Here is a 14,688-nt window from a genome sequence, read left to right as displayed (position 1 = left end):
GCTAAAAAAGGCCCGCCAACGGCGACACGGGCCTGCGGCGTGGCAGAAAAAGTACAAATCCCGCCCTATCCTCATTAAAATGGGCGCTTCATCCTCCCATATCGAAAGTTGTCATGCAGAGTAAAAAGCCCGACGCGGCAAGACTGGACAAGATCGTGGCCGAAGCGCGCCGCGCCGCCGACCAGCGCGAGAGCGGCTACCGCGAACGCTCGCTGAAGATGTACCCGTGGGTATGCGGCCGCTGCATGCGCGAATTTACGCGCGCCAACGTGCAACAGCTGACGGTGCACCACCGCGACCATAACCATGACAACAACCCGCCCGACGGCAGCAACTGGGAGCTGTTGTGCCTGTATTGCCACGATAATGAGCACTCGCGCTACCTGGAAGCGGACCGCGGCGCCGGCCTGCTGTCGGCCGAGGTGGCGCCCGCCACGCACAATCCGTTTGCCGCGCTGGCCGGCCTGATCAAGAAAAAGGACTGAGCGGACCGCGCCGCTACTCCCCATGCGCATTTTGCTCATTGAAGACGACCCGCAACTGGGCCGCGCCACGCAGATCGGCCTGGAACAGTGCGGCTATGCCGTCGACTGGGTCACGACGGCCGAGCACGCCCATACGGCCGTGCGCCTGCACGATTATGCCTGCATCCTGCTCGACCTCGGCTTGCCGGGACAGGATGGCATGCAGGCGCTGGGCGTGCTGCGCGACGGCGGCTACGGCGGCGCCGTGCTGGTCGTCACGGCGCGCGACAAGGTGGGCGAGCGCATCGCCGGCCTCGACGCGGGCGCCGACGACTTCATCGTCAAGCCGTTCGACCTCGATGAGCTGGCCGCGCGCATCCGCAGCGCCTGCCGCCGCGCCAGCGGGCGCCTGCGCGAAAACATCGTGCATGGCGACCTGGTGCTCGATATCGCGGACCGCCAGGTGAAGAAAGCAGGGCAGCCGGTGGCCCTGACCCTGAAGGAATTCCGCGTGCTGCTCCTGCTGCTCGAGCACAGCGGCCGCGTGCTGAGCCGCGAACAGCTGGAAAAAAGCCTGTACAGCTGGGGCGGCGAAGTGGAAAGCAACGCCGTGCAAGTGCATATCCACCACCTGCGCAAGAAGCTGGGGCGCGAGCTGATCCGCACGGTGCATGCGATCGGCTACTGCATCGACAAGGTGGCGGCGGCCTGACGAAAAAAAGGGCCGCCCTGAGGCGGCCCGTGGCGTTCGATGGCGGTTCAGCCATCAACGCATCAGAAATCCACGGTGGCCGACAGCCACAAACGGCGGCCGTCCAGGCTGTTGACGTAGCGGTTGGCGTAGGTCAGCGTCGGCGCCGACGATGCGCGGTAAGGCTGGTAATCGATGAAGTCCTTGTTGAGCAGGTTGTACACGGCCGCATTCAGGGTGACGCGCTTGCTCAGCTGGTAGCTGGTGCCCAGGTGCAGCATGGTGTAGCCCTTGTAGTCGCCCAGCGCGGCCTTGGCGGCGCGCGTGGAGGCCGAGGTGCCGGGATCGCGGAAGCGCTCGCTGCGGTATTCGGCGCGCAGCCAGCCGTTCCACTCGCGCGAGATATCCCAGCTCAGGCGCGCGTTGACGGCGTGCTTGGGCGTGTCGCTCAGCGGCTTGCCGGCGTTGCTGCCGCTCTTCTGCTCGCTGTCCGTGTACGTGTAGTTGGCGCTGGCCGAAAGCGTCTTGCCCAAGGGGAAGCGCGTGTTCAGCTCGACGCCGCGCGTGACGGCCTCGTCCACGTTGATCGACTGGCCAAACGCATCGACGTTGGGCCAGTTGCCGAAGCTGACGCAGCCGGGACGGTTGGGCGAGGGACGGTAGTCGCAGTTGACGAGGCCCGTGCCCGTCGTGATCTTGTCCTTGAATTCATTGTTGAACACGGTGCCGCTGGCGGTCCAGCCGGCCAGGTTGTCGAAATACGCGCCGATTTCCGCCGTCGTGCTCGTTTCCGGCTTCAGGTTCGGGCTGCCGACGAGGGGAATCGTGCCCTGGCCGCCGAAACCGTTGATGCCTGGGGACAGTTGTTCCACGCGCGGCGTCTTGTAACCCTTGCTGATGCCGCCCTTGACGGTCCAGCCTGGCGTCGCATTCCACACGGCATACGCGCGCGGGCTGGTCTGGCCGCCAAAGATGCTGTGATCGTCATAGCGGGCGCCGATGGTCAGCGCGACGGTGTCCAGCACCTGCCATTCGTCTTCGACGAACAGGGCTTTTTGCGTGAATTCGAATGTCTTTGGCGCCACGCCGTCCGTCATTTCCGCTTTCCACCATTGCGCGCCGACGGTGGCCATGTGTTTGCCCAAAGGCAGGACCAGCTTGGTGTCGAAGACCTGGCTCTCCACTTCCAGCGTGCGCGCGCTGCCGGCCACGGCGCCTGGCGTGCCCGGCGGGATCGTGCGGCCCAGGGTTTCCGTCTTGTTCACCATGTAGCTGCTGTCGAGCGTGCCGAAGCCGAAGCGGCCCGTGTGCGACAGGGTCCACTGGTCGCGCTTGTATTTCTGTTCCGGGCCGTAGCCGCCCTGCAGGCCCAGGGTGCCCAGCTGCTGCTTCGAATTGTCGTAGGTCTGGCGGCCCGCGTCGGCGTCGAGGATGACGGTATGGAAGCGGTTGGGCGTGAACGCCAGGCGCGCGCCGAAGTTGTCCACGTCCGAACGCACGGGGTTGGCGCCCATGCTGGCGGGCACCTGCACGCCGGCCGCGTTGCTGTGGCGGATGTCGGCCGCGTCGCGGCGCTGCTTGCTGCCGCGCAGGGACAGGCCCAGCATGTCGGTGACCAGCGGGCCGCTCAGGTAGAAGCGGCCGGCCTTGACGTCGCCGAAGTCCGATTCTTGCTGCACGGTGTAGTCGGCCGAGACGGAACCCATCCACTGCTTGCCCACCTTGCGCGTGATGATGTTGATCACGCCGCCCATGGCGTCCGAACCGTACAGGGTCGACATGGGGCCACGGATGATCTCGATGCGCTCGATGGCGGCCAGCGGCGGCATGAAGCTCGTCTGCGTGCCGCCGAAGCCGTTCGGCGTGACATTGCCGGCCGCATTCTGGCGGCGCCCGTCGATCAGCACCAGGGTGTAGTCGCTGGGCATGCCGCGGATGCTGATGTTCATGCCGCCCGTCTTGTCGCCCGCCGCGCCCACGTCGATGCCTTCCACGCTTTCCAGCGCCTGCGTCAGGTTGCCGAAGCGTTCCTTCGACAGTTCCTGGCGCGTCAGCACCGTGATCGAGGCCGGCGCCTGCTTGATATCCTGCTCGAAACCGGCGGCCGATACCACCACTTCCGGCATGCTGGCCGGCGCGCCCGTCTGGGCGGCGGCTGGCAGGCAGGACAGGGCGGCGATGGCCAGGGCCACGGTGGTGGGGCGCGGCAGGCTGGCGCGGCGGGTGCTGTTGGACATGCAAACTCCTGATCGTTGATTAGTTATTGGTTTATGCAGCTGAAGTAATGGGAATCATGGGGAAAATAAGAATCATTTACAATTGCGGCCGTTATTTCCCAAAAAATATTTCGCACAGAATCTTGCGCAGGAGTTCTTAAGAGATTCTTAACCAGCCCGCGGCATCATGCGAATTTCATCCCAGGCCCTTCCCATGCATATTGTTCTCACCGAAACCGGCTGGAAAGCGGGCGCCTGCCCGGCGCCAGCATGAGCGGGCGTGCCCTGAGCGCCTGGTCGCTGCGGCGCACCCTGCTGACCGTCCTGCTGGGCCTGACCTTGAGCCTGTGGGTCGGCAGCGCCGCCATCGTGTATGTCGAGGCGCGCCGCGAAAGCCAGGAGCTGTTCGACCAGTCGCTGGTGGAAACGGGCCACCTGCTGCTGTCGCTGGTGGAAAAGGAGGTGCGCGAGCACGGTTTGACGGGGCCCGTCGACCTGCCCATGCGGGGCCAGCCCAATCCGCACCACTATTTGCTGTTCAAGGTGCGCGACGCGCAGCAGCGCGTCCTGTACCGCAATGACGCGGCGTCCGACATCGCGCTGTCGCGCAGCGCGCCGGACGGCCTGTCGTGGACCGGCATCGGCGGCCAGCGCTGGCGCCTGTATGCGCTGTGGAACCAGGCGCGCACCCTGCAGCTGCTGGTGGCCGAGCCGACCAGCCACCGCGACGACATCAGCCGCGGCTTCTTTTACCGCATCGCCGTGTTCGGGCTGCTGCTGGTGGCGCTGGCCACCATCGCCATCTGGTGGAGCATCCACCGCGTGTTCCGCGGGCTGCAAACGTCGGCGCAGGAAGTGTCGGCGCGCACGCCGAACGAGCTGGCCGACGTCAACCTGGTGGGCGCGCCGGCGGAGCTGCACCCGCTGCTGCTGGAAATTAACCGCCTGTTCGGGCGCGTGCGGCAAAGCCGCGACAACGAGCAGCGCTTCACGGCCGATGCGGCGCACGAATTGCGCACGCCGCTGGCCGCCATCAAGACCAACCTGCAAGTGCTGCAGCGGGCCCGCAGCGCGGCCGAGCGCGATGAATTCATCGCCGCGCTGGGTGCCAGCGTGGAGCGCGCCACGCGCCTCGTCAACCAGCTGCTGGCGCTGGCGCAGCTCGACCCGCAGGCGGGCGCGGCGGTCGACCTGCGCGCGGGAGACCTGGCCGACCTGTTGACCGAGCAGGCGGCGCAGTGGCGGCAATGGGGCCGGCAGCATCAGCTGTCGCTGGCGGTGAGCATGGCGCCGGCGCCATGCGCGCTGGATGCGGACAGCCTGCAGATCCTGCTGCGCAACCTGCTCGAGAATGCGCTGCGCTACACGCCGGCGCCCGGTGTCGTCGCGATCAGCTGTGGCGTGGAAGAGGGGCGCAGCTTCGTGCGCGTGGCCGACAGTGGGCCGGGCATCGCCGAGGAGTTGCACGAACGCGTGTTCGAACGCTTCGTGCGCCTGGGCGGCACCCAGCAGCCCGGCAGCGGACTGGGACTGTCCATCGTGCGCCGCATCGCCGAACGCCACGGCGCGGATATCGTCCTCGGCGCCGGCCTGCAGGGCAGGGGGCTGGCGGTGACCGTCATCTTTCCATGATGGTGCCGCCAGCGGTGTTGCAAACGTCTACAGCGACTTCAGGAAGCCCAGCAGCGCCTCGCGGTCGCTTGCCGACAGGTTCTCGAAGCGTTGGCGCGCCCTCGTCCCTTCGCCGCCGTGCCACAAAATCGCTTCCGTCAGGCTGCGCGCGCGGCCGTCGTGCAGGTAGCCGGCCTTGCCGCCATTGCCGATGACTTTTTCCGTGTAGCCGATACCCCACAGCGGGGCCGTGCGCCACATGCTGCCTTGCGCCTGGCCTTCCGTGAAGGTGTCGGCCAGCCCGGGACCCATGTCGTGCAGCAGCAGGTCGGTGTAGGGGCGGATGGTCTGATTGCGCAATTCGGCAAACAAATGGCCGGAACCGGTCTTCATTTCTGCGGTATGGCAGGCAGCGCAGCGCATGCCCTGGAACAGTTTGGCACCAGCGGCAACCTGCTGCGGGTCGACCTTGAGTTCGTCGATCGGCGCCACGCCTTTCGGGAAGCCGCTGGCCAGGCTGCGCTGCGCCGGGACGGCCACCAGGGCCAGGTACTGGGTGATCGACTGCAGGTCCGCTTCCGAGATGCCCGGCTGGCGGCCGCCCGCCGCACAGGCTACCGGTCCCGCCATGCAGGCGCGGTTCGGATACACGGGCGAGGTGACTGCCATGTCCAGCAGCAGCGCATCGGCCGCCTGGTGGCGCAGGGTGGCCTTCGACGCCTTCCAGCCGAAGCGGCCCAGGCGCACGGCGCCCGTTTCCGGCTCATACACATAGTTCGGCTGGCCCTTGACGCCGTCGGCGTCCGGCGTGGAACGGGCGCGCGCCAGGATGTCGGCTTCCGGCACGGCTTCCAGCAAGCCCGCGCCTATCATCGGCGGCGCCGCGCGCAGCGAGACGATGGCCGGCACGGGGCCTTCGAAGGCCAGGGTCGGTTTGCGCAGTTCGACCACCGTGCCGTCGGCCAGGGTCGTCTTGCTGGTCGCAAAACCTGCCACGCTGACGCTGTTGCCCCAGTTTTGCGCCACGCCGGATGGCGACACGGCGTTCATCTGGATCGCCGTGCCGTATTGCGGATGCGGCACCTGCTGCCCCGCGCCATCGAGGCTGGCGACGCGCACGGCCATCGTGTCGAGGCGCTGGTTCAGGGCCACGGGCGCCGGGCTGCGGCCATTGTTGACGTGGCAGGCGATGCAGGCCGACTGGCCGTAGCGCTGTCCCTGCAGCTTGACGGCCGGCGCGTAGCGGTCGTTGCCTCCCTCATTGTGCTCGCCCGTGGTGAAGTTGGTGTGCACCAGGCGGCGTCCTTCGACGAAGCGCTGCATGTTCTGCATGCCGATATTGTTGTGCGGCTGCTGGAACATGAACAGGGCGTTGTCCGAGTAATTGTAGGACACGGAACCGAGGCCGCCCGACAGCGTTTCTTGCGGCAGCGGCACGGAATTGAGGCGCGGCTGCACGCCATACCACGGCCGCAGGCCGGCGCCCACCACATACGTCCATTCGTACGAGTAGTAGCGGATGCCGCCATCGTCGCCTTTCGCGGCCATCGAGGCGGTGGTGGAAAACATCGACGGCGACACTTCGATGATGTCGCCGGCCGTCAGCGCGCGGGACTTGACGTCGGTGCCATTCGGCATGCCGTTCGCATCGAGGCCGCCATGGCCCGGGTACTCCTTGATCAGCAGGGTGCAGGCGCCGTTGATGCCGTTGGCGTTCGTTAGGCGGTCGTTGGCGGGGTAGGCCATGGGCTTGCAGACGGGCACGTTGCGGTCGACCAGTTCGCCCGGCGACATCCAGCCGTAGCCTGTCACGCCGGGACGGTCGAAGCCGCGGAAGAAGGCCACGCCGCCGGAGAGGAAGTCGACGGTCGTGTACTGGTTGACGATCAGCGTGGGCTTGACGACGCCGGGCACCTTGCTGTTGTCGATGATTTCCACGCCCCAGGTGCGGTTCTTGAAGTACTGCGGCACGAAGGTCAGGTAGTTGCCCGGCCCCTTGTCCCGTGGCAGGCCCGTGACGGGATCGACCGTTTCATTCGGGCCGTAGCCGATCTCGTTCCATTCCTCGCCCCGTTCGCGGCCGTGGCGCGCCAGGCCGCGCGCGCCAAAGCGCGTCACCAGGGTGCCGTCGGCCAGGGTGAATTGCAGGCTTTCCAGCGGCTGCGCGGCGGCGGGCAGCGGCGTCCAGCCATGGCCGTCGACGGGAAATTTCAGGGCCGAGGTGGCGCTCGTGGGCAGGCTGTTGTCGCTGCCCGGCGTCTTGAATGCCACTTCCAGCAGCGAGTAGCCATACTGCGTGGCGCGCGCCACGCCCTGCAGGCGGAGATAGCGCGCGTTCACGCCCAGGTTGAAAAATTCCTCCGTGCCGCCGCGGCCATTCGTCACGTAGCGGATTTGCGACCATTGCTGGCCGTCGTCGGACACTTGCAGCGCGTACTGCTTGCCGTACGCGTTTTCCCACAGCAGCTTCATGTAGCCGATGGGCGTCTTCGCGCCGAAGTCGAACTGGATCCAGGCGCCGTCCTCGAACTTGCTGGCCCAGCGGGTATTCGTCTTGCCGTCGATCGCCATGGCGGCCGACATGCCGTTGTTTTCCACGGGCGACGAGGTGGCGGCCACGGGCGAGATGGCCACGCCGGGCTGGTTCGGGTCGATGGTGACGGGGGGCGGTTCGGTGACGGGCGGCGTCACGGGCGGCAGCACGGGCGTGCCCGAAAAGGCTTGGATTTCAAAGATCGAATAGCCGTACTGGCCCGCCCGTTTCACGCCCTGCATGCGCAGGTAGCGGCCCTGCGCGGTAAATCCCGTGATGTCCTCGATGCCGCCCTTGCTGTCGTCGATGCGCTGGACGGTGGTCCAGTGCGCGTTGTCGTCCGAGACCTGCAGCAGGTAGGCGCTGGCGTGCGCGTTTTCCCAGGCGATATGCACGCGGGTGATGCGCTGCGAGGTGCCAAAATCGAGGGTCAGGTACTCGTTGTCGGAGAAGCCGCTGCCCCAGCGCGTGCCGTCATTGCGGTCGATGGCGGCGCTGGCCGACAGGTCGCCCCGTTCCGCCGAGCTGGCCGTGGCGGCGACCGGCGTCAGCGCCGTTTCAGGCGATGTTTCCGCCAGCAGGCGCTGCGCCATGGGCGGCGCGCTGGCGCCATCTCCGCCACCGCCGCCGCATGCAGCCAGCAGCAGGGCCAGCATCAGCGGCAGGCGCCGCCTGGAAAAGTGAATAAAGCCGGCCTGGTGCCGCCGGGGCCGAAGCAGGGATGTGTGCATGCGATCTTCCTTGTTTTTATTGATTATGCGAGATTGGTCAGACTGGCCGTCGCCGCATCCCCGTCCATGCTGTTGCGCATGCTGCACCGTCACGGCGGCGCCCTGCGGCCAGGGGGCAGCAAGGAAGGGCATGGCGGGCAAAGATCGGGGAGCGGTTTTTAATTGCCTCATGGCAATATTTTCTCAAGTTATAGAAGCCCATGAGGCATGTCAAGAGGTCTCGTGCAGTTGTCATTAACTGTTCATGTTGCCCGGGTTTTTTGCACTATGGCGGTGCGCAAGGTGAATGAAATTGCGCGATAGCATGAATAAAATTCAGGAAAAAATGCGTGGCGCGCGACGGGAATGCGGTATCTTCCTGAAATGCCTGCCGACGACGCGTGCCCCCTTTTTTTTGAGGAAGAACTGACCTTGCCGATTCCGCCCGCCGCACCGAACCTTCCGCCGCTCTCCCTGGCCGCCGCGCGCGCGCTGCACCTGGCCGCGCAGGGCCTGTTGCAGGCGCGGCGCAAGAAGGCCGGGAAGGCCGACGTGCTGGCCGCCATCCGCCAGATGGGCGTGCTGCAGATCGATACCATCCACGTCGTGGCGCGCAGCCCCTACCTGGTGCTGTGGAGCCGGCTGGGCGACTATCCGCAGCCCTGGCTCGAACAGTTGCTGGCCGAGGGCGCGCTGTTCGAATACTGGGCGCATGAAGCGTGCTTCGTGCCGATCGAGGATTACGGCCTGTACCGCCATCGCATGCTCGATCCTGCCGCCATGGGCTGGAAGTATTCCGTGAAATGGATGGCGGAGCAGGGCGACGCCGTGGCCGCCGTGCTGGCGCACATCCGCGCCAACGGCGCCGCGCGCTCGGCCGACTTCGAGCGCACGGATGGCAAGGGCGGCGGCTGGTGGAGCTGGAAGCCGGAAAAGCGCTCGCTCGAAGTGCTGTTTACGTCGGGCGTGCTGATGATCGCCAGGCGCCACAACTTCCAGCGCTATTACGACCTGGCCGAAAGAGTGCTGCCGGGCTGGCACGACGGCTTGCTGCCAGCCGAAGACGCGGTGCGCCGGCGCCTGCTGCTGGCCAGCGTGAAGGCGCTGGGCCTGGCGCGTGCCAGCTGGATCAGCGACTACTTCCGCACGAAGCAATCGCGCGTCAGCCTGGCGCACGATCTGCGGGCGCTGGTGGAGGAGGGCGCGCTGCTGTGCTGCACGGTGGAGGGCTGGATTGACGCCGTGTACGTGCATGCCGAGCATGCGGAACTGGCGCGCAGCGCCGCTTGCGGCCGCCTGGCGCCCACCTTGACGACGATATTGTCGCCGTTCGATCCCGTCGTCTGGGACCGGCGCCGCGCGCTGGAACTGTTCGGCTTTGACTACCGGCTCGAGTGCTACACGCCGGCCGAGAAGCGCCGCCACGGCTACTTTACCTTGCCGATCCTGCGCCGTGGCGCGCTGGTGGGCCGGCTGGACGCCAAGGCGCACCGCGCGCAGGGGCGCTTTGAAATCAAGTCGCTGGCGCTGGAGGATGGCGTGCGCATCAGCCCGCGCCTGGTGCAGGACGTGGCCGGCGCCGTGCGGCGCCTGGCCGGCTGGCATGCCTGTCCCGATGTCGATGTTGCGCAAGCACAGCCGGCCGCGTTCGGCGTGCAGCTGGCGGCCGCCCTGCGAGATGCGGGCGACGCGGCAAGGCGGGCCGCATGATGCTGCCGCCTGCCCCTGCCCAGGTGCTGGACGCCGATGGCGTGCCCCGTTTTGGCCGCTATGCGGGCCTGGTCGGCGCGTTCGACTGGGCCGCGCTGGCGCCGCCGCATGCGCGCGGCGCCATCTGGCGTCTGTTCCATCACAAGCGCTGGCATTACGTGGCGCTGTCCACGCCCAGCGTGTTCTGCGGCGTGGCCATCGTCGACCTGGGCTGGACCAGCACCGCCTTTGCCTACGCCTTCGACCGCCACAAGGGCAAGATTGTGGCCGCCTTTTCGCAGGACGGCTTGCCCGGCCTGAGCGCTTCGGTGGCGCCGCATGCGGGGGCCAGCAGCCGTTTCCGCTTCCTGTCGCAGAGCATCTCCATCGAAGCCCAGGCCCAGCACCGCTATCGCCTGCTGCTCGACTGCGGTCTTTTTGGCATCGATGCGGAATTCGGCCCGCCCGTGGCGCCCACCTTGCTCGCCGTCGGGCCCGTGGGCGAGGGCGGCAGCGTGCACGCGACGCAAAAGTCGGGCGGCCTGCCGCTGTGGGGCACGGTGCGGTGCGGCGCCATGGGCTACAGCCTCGATGACGGCGTGGCCAGCTTCGACTATTCGAACGGCTTGCTGGCGCGCGAGACGGAATGGCGCTGGGCCTCGGCGCACGGCCTGGACCTGGGCTTCAACCTGCAGGCAGGCTATTTCGGCGCGCATGAAAATGCGCTGTGGCTCGACGGCCAGCTGTACCCGCTGGGACGCGCCCACTTCGACTTCAACCCCGACAACCCGCTGGCGCCGTGGCATGTGTGGACGGACGACGATTTGCTCGACCTGCACTTCAGGCCAGAGGGCGCCCGGCGCGAGGACAAGAACCTGTGGATCGCGGCCAGCCGCTACATCCAGCCTGTCGGCACCTTCAGCGGCTGGGTGCGCGCCAGCGCGGATAGTCCCAAGCGCATCGTGGCGCAGCTGGCGGGCGTGACGGAAAGCCACCGTTCGCGCTGGTAGGGGCGCGGGATTTTTTGCAAAATGCCATGCAAGGTCAAGTTTTTTTGGCAACGCATCCTTTACACTGGCGCTAAGTAATCCTCAGGGACTTACTGTGAATTTATGAAGAACAGAAGCGGATGCCATGCAAGGCGCATGCTGCTAACAGTGCGAGCACTGTTAGCAGTAGGTAACGCCGCAGAGCGCCGCTTATGGACGTCAGAAATCCCAATAATTTATTGGGGTTACCTAGCCGCTCCGGCAATCCATGAGGCCAGAACATGAGCATCCGTAATCTCGACAAGCTGTTCAAGCCGGCCTCGGTAGCCCTGATCGGCGCCACCGCGCGCGAACGCAAGCTGGGCGCCATCGCCCTGTACAACCTGCTGGGCGGCGGCTATCAGGGCGATCTCTGGCCCGTCAATCCCAAGTACGACGAGCTGATGGGCCTGAAATGCTACCGCAAGCTGGCGCAGCTGCCGAAGGCGCCGGACCTGGCCATCATCTGCACGCCGCCGGCCACCATCACGGCCCTGATCCGCGAACTGGGCGCGCTGGGCACGCGCGCCGCCATCGTCATGACGTCGGGCCTCGACCCCGTGCGCGAGCAGTCGCTGCGCCTGGCCATGCTGAAAGCGGCAAAACCGCACCTGCTGCGCATCCTGGGGCCGAACAGCATGGGCTTGCTGGTGCCGAAGCTGGGCCTGAACGCCAGTTTCGCCCACCTGGGGGCGACGGCCGGCAAGATCGCCTTCGTGTCGCAGTCGGGGGCGCTGGTGTCGGGCGTGCTCGACTGGGCCAACGCGCATGGCGTGGGCTTTTCCAAGTTCATTTCGCTGGGCGCCAGCTACGACATCGATTTCGGCGACCTGCTCGACTACCTGGCCGGCGACATCGACACTGCCGCCATCCTGCTGTACATGGAAGACATCCAGGCGGCGCGCAAGTTCATGTCGGCGGCGCGGGCGGCCGCGCGCAGCAAGCCCGTCATCGTGCTGAAAGCGGGGCGCGAAGCGGAAGGCGCGGCCATGGCGGCCTGGCACACGGGCGCGCTGGCCGGTTCGGACGCCGTCTACGACGCCGCCATCCGCCGCGCCGGCATGCTGCGCGTGTACTCGGCCGAGGAACTGTTCGACGCCGTGGAAACGCTCACGCATATCCGTTCGCAGCGCGGCGAGCGCCTGGCGATCCTGTGCAACGGCGGCGGCCTGGGCGTGATGGCCACCGATGCGCTGGTGGGCAGCGGCGGCAAGCTGGCCGAGCTGTCGCCCGATACCGTGATCGCGCTGGAAAAGGCGCTGCCGCGCGGCTGGTCGCACGACAACCCCGTCGGCTTGCCCGGCGATGCGCCCGTGCAGCGCTACGTGGACGCCATCGCGCCGCTGCTCGACGAAGCGCAGGCGGACGCCTTGCTGCTGCTGCATGCGCCGACGGCCATGGTGTCGTCGGTCGACATCGCCGAAGCCGTCACGCCGCTGATCAAGGCCACGTCGCGCACGGTGCTGTCCTGCCTGCTGGGCGGCACCACCGTGGCGCCCGCGCGCCAGATCTTCAACCGCGCCGGCATTCCCACCTACGACACGCCGGAAAAAGCCGTGCACGGCTTCATGCAGATCGTGCAGTACCGGCGCAACCAGGAAACCCTGATGCAGGTGCCGGCGCAGCTGCCCATGTCGGCCACGCCGCGCCGCGCGCGCGTGCGCGAAATCGTCGCCGCCGCGCTGGCCGCCGGCCAGACGGTGCTGGGCGAATGCCGCTCGAAGGAAATCCTGGCCGCCTATGGCATACCCGTGGCCACCACGCGCATGGCGGCCGACGTGGAAGAGGCGCTGGCCGTGGCGGCGGACATCGGCTACCCGGTGGCGCTGAAAATCCATTCGCCCGACATCGCGCACAAATCCGACGTGGGCGGCGTGGCGCTCGACCTCGATACGCCCGACATCCTGCGCACGGCGGCGGCCGCCATGGAGAAGCGCGTGCGCCGCATGCGCCCCGACGCGCTGATCGACGGCTTCACGGTGCAGCAGATGGCGCGCCGTCCGCAATCGCATGAACTGATCGTCGGCGTCACGACGGACGCCGCCTTCGGCCCCGTCATCCTGGTGGGGCAGGGCGGCATCGCCGTGGAAGTGACTGCCGACCACGCGATCGGCCTGCCGCCGCTGAACATGGTGCTGGCGCGCGACATGCTGGCGCGCACGCGCGTGTCGAAACTGCTGGCCGGCTACCGCAACCAGCCGCCGGCCGACATCGACGCCATCTGCTACACGCTGATCCAGGTGGCCGAACTGGTGGCCGACATCGGCGAGCTGGCCGAACTCGATATCAACCCGCTGCTGGCCGACGCCCACGGCGTGATTGCCCTCGATGCGCGCATCCGCCTGCAGCCGGGACAGAAGAGCGACCGCCTGGCGATCCGCCCGTATCCGCAGGAACTGGAGGAGCAGGTGACGTGGATGGACCAGCCCATCCTGCTGCGTCCCATCCGTCCCGAGGATGCGCCGCAGCACATGGAACTGTTCCACGCGCTGGACCCGGACGACGTGCGCCTGCGCTTTTTCACTTCCATGCGCGAATTGCCCGTATCGCAGCTGGCGCGCCTGACGCAGATCGACTACGACCGCGCCATGGCCTTCATCGCCACGCACACGGGGCCGGACGGCAAGCCGGAAACCCTGGGCGTGGTGCGCGCCGTGGCCGACCCGGACAATATCCATGCCGACTTCGCCATCGCCGTGCGCTCGGCCCTGAAGGGCAAGGGACTCGGGCATATCCTGTTTGAAAAGCTCGTCGACTATTTCCGCAGCCGCGGCACGGAGGCGCTGGTGGGCGAGGCCATGGCGCGCAACAAGGGCATGCAGCGGCTGGTGAAAAGCTTTGGCGGCGACGTCACGCCGTCGGAAGAGCCGGGCGTCGTCAACCTGCATATCGGCTTGCGCGCGCCGTAAAGGAAAGCGCGAGAAAGCGCGGCTGGCCCGCTGCGGGTTTGTGCAGGATCAAACCCGCCCCTGTCGGTAGTCTTTACACTTTCATTTCCAGGATGATCTATCCGGCACGCTTTGGGAGTGAGTGCATGCTAACGGCAACATACATATTGGTTTCCCTGTCAGTGGAGCAGGCGAGTATTCGCATGAGTTTGCTTGCCTTTCAAAAATACATGCATGTGCAGCTGCGTCACCAGAGCCGCCTGAGCCTGGCCCAGATGCAGTACACGGGAGACTGGTTGAGCCGGCTGTACCAGGGGGGCTACTGGCGCAAGGTGGAGATGTATCTGATTCCCGCCATCCGCCAGGCCACGCCCCATGCCGATGGTTTGCTCAATGAGTTGAACGGCTTGAACCACGCCGCGCTGGAAAGCATCAATGCCGTGCAGCAGCGCGCGGGCGCCGCCATCGACAATTCCGAATTGCAGGCCGAACAGTTGTGCGCGGCCATCGACGCCTTTTGCGCCGCCTTGCTGCAGCGCCTGGAAAAGGAGGAGCGCGAACTGTTCGCGCTGGCGCGCAAGGTCATCGTGGGCGAGGCATGGTTCGCCATCGCCTACCAATTCCTCGCCCACGATGCGCGCGCCCAGGAGGCGCGCCGCGGCCGGGCGCAAGTGCTGCCTTTCGTGTTGCCGGCCGCCGGCACGCCGGACGCCGCCACGGCAATCCCGGACGCCGCTGCCGGCGCCGGGCCGCTTGCACCGGATCAGCCGCAGCGCGCGCGGGCTTGAACTGGTAGCGAGCGCACACGGCGCAGGGCGGCACGGGCCGCTGCCGCGGTTTTGCCGTGAAGGCGGCGCC

General features: G+C 66.9%; 9 protein-coding genes. 7 read left to right on the top strand and 2 right to left on the bottom strand.

Translation table 11 applies throughout. From position 1 onward, the window contains the following. The first annotated feature begins 113 nt into the window (after nt 1-113). Together YQ44_RS17180 and YQ44_RS17175 are read left to right on the top strand one after the other, a co-directional pair. On the top strand, nt 114-485 hold the full coding sequence (locus YQ44_RS17180) for a YajD family HNH nuclease (protein WP_034755042.1): 372 nt from the start codon (nt 114-116) through the stop codon (nt 483-485). A 22-nt stretch (nt 486-507) separates the two neighbouring features. Continuing rightward, nucleotides 508-1,176 (top strand): response regulator, encoded by a 669-nt coding sequence (locus tag YQ44_RS17175; protein ID WP_071324426.1) that lies wholly within the window; start codon nt 508-510, stop codon nt 1,174-1,176. A gap of 62 nt (nt 1,177-1,238) precedes the next feature. Here the strand turns inward: YQ44_RS17175 and YQ44_RS17170 are convergent, their stop codons facing one another. Continuing rightward, a complete protein-coding gene (locus tag YQ44_RS17170; RefSeq protein WP_071324425.1) occupies nt 1,239-3,392 on the bottom strand; it encodes a TonB-dependent receptor domain-containing protein in 2,154 nt (717 codons plus the stop codon). Between the two features lie 249 nt (nt 3,393-3,641). Between YQ44_RS17170 and YQ44_RS17165 the strand changes: the two genes are divergently transcribed. After that, on the top strand, nt 3,642-5,003 hold the full coding sequence (locus tag YQ44_RS17165; RefSeq protein WP_071324424.1) for a sensor histidine kinase: 1,362 nt from the start codon (nt 3,642-3,644) through the stop codon (nt 5,001-5,003). A 27-nt stretch (nt 5,004-5,030) separates the two neighbouring features. Here YQ44_RS17165 and YQ44_RS17160 read toward each other — a convergent pair whose 3' ends face one another. Next, nucleotides 5,031-8,246 (bottom strand): di-heme oxidoredictase family protein, encoded by a 3,216-nt coding sequence (locus tag YQ44_RS17160; RefSeq protein ID WP_198043739.1) that lies wholly within the window; start codon nt 8,244-8,246, stop codon nt 5,031-5,033. Nucleotides 8,247-8,657: 411 nt separating this feature from the next. On the opposite strand from YQ44_RS17160, the gene YQ44_RS17155 reads away from it, so the two are divergent. From YQ44_RS17155 to YQ44_RS17140, 4 genes are all read left to right on the top strand, one after another. Beyond that, nucleotides 8,658-9,935: a winged helix-turn-helix domain-containing protein gene (locus YQ44_RS17155; RefSeq protein WP_232250927.1), complete on the top strand. Its 1,278-nt coding sequence runs from the start codon at nt 8,658-8,660 to the stop codon at nt 9,933-9,935. Then, the gene (locus YQ44_RS17150; protein ID WP_071324422.1) at nt 9,932-10,924 is read left to right on the top strand and encodes a DUF2804 domain-containing protein; all 993 of its coding nucleotides are present in this window, start codon (nt 9,932-9,934) and stop codon (nt 10,922-10,924) included. The genes YQ44_RS17155 and YQ44_RS17150 overlap by 4 nt, the downstream gene beginning before the upstream one ends. 260 nt (nt 10,925-11,184) lie before the next feature. Further along, nucleotides 11,185-13,851, top strand: coding sequence for a bifunctional acetate--CoA ligase family protein/GNAT family N-acetyltransferase (locus YQ44_RS17145; RefSeq protein ID WP_071324421.1), 2,667 nt, complete (start codon nt 11,185-11,187; stop codon nt 13,849-13,851). A gap of 182 nt (nt 13,852-14,033) precedes the next feature. Next, nucleotides 14,034-14,618: a hypothetical protein gene (locus YQ44_RS17140; protein ID WP_071324420.1), complete on the top strand. Its 585-nt coding sequence runs from the start codon at nt 14,034-14,036 to the stop codon at nt 14,616-14,618. Nucleotides 14,619-14,688 lie beyond the last annotated feature (70 nt).

It is taken from the genome of Janthinobacterium sp. 1_2014MBL_MicDiv (assembly GCF_001865675.1).
Lineage (GTDB): Bacteria > Pseudomonadota > Gammaproteobacteria > Burkholderiales > Burkholderiaceae_D > Janthinobacterium.
Note: the sequence above shows the minus strand (reverse complement) of the source record. Positions and strands in the feature narration are given on the sequence as shown.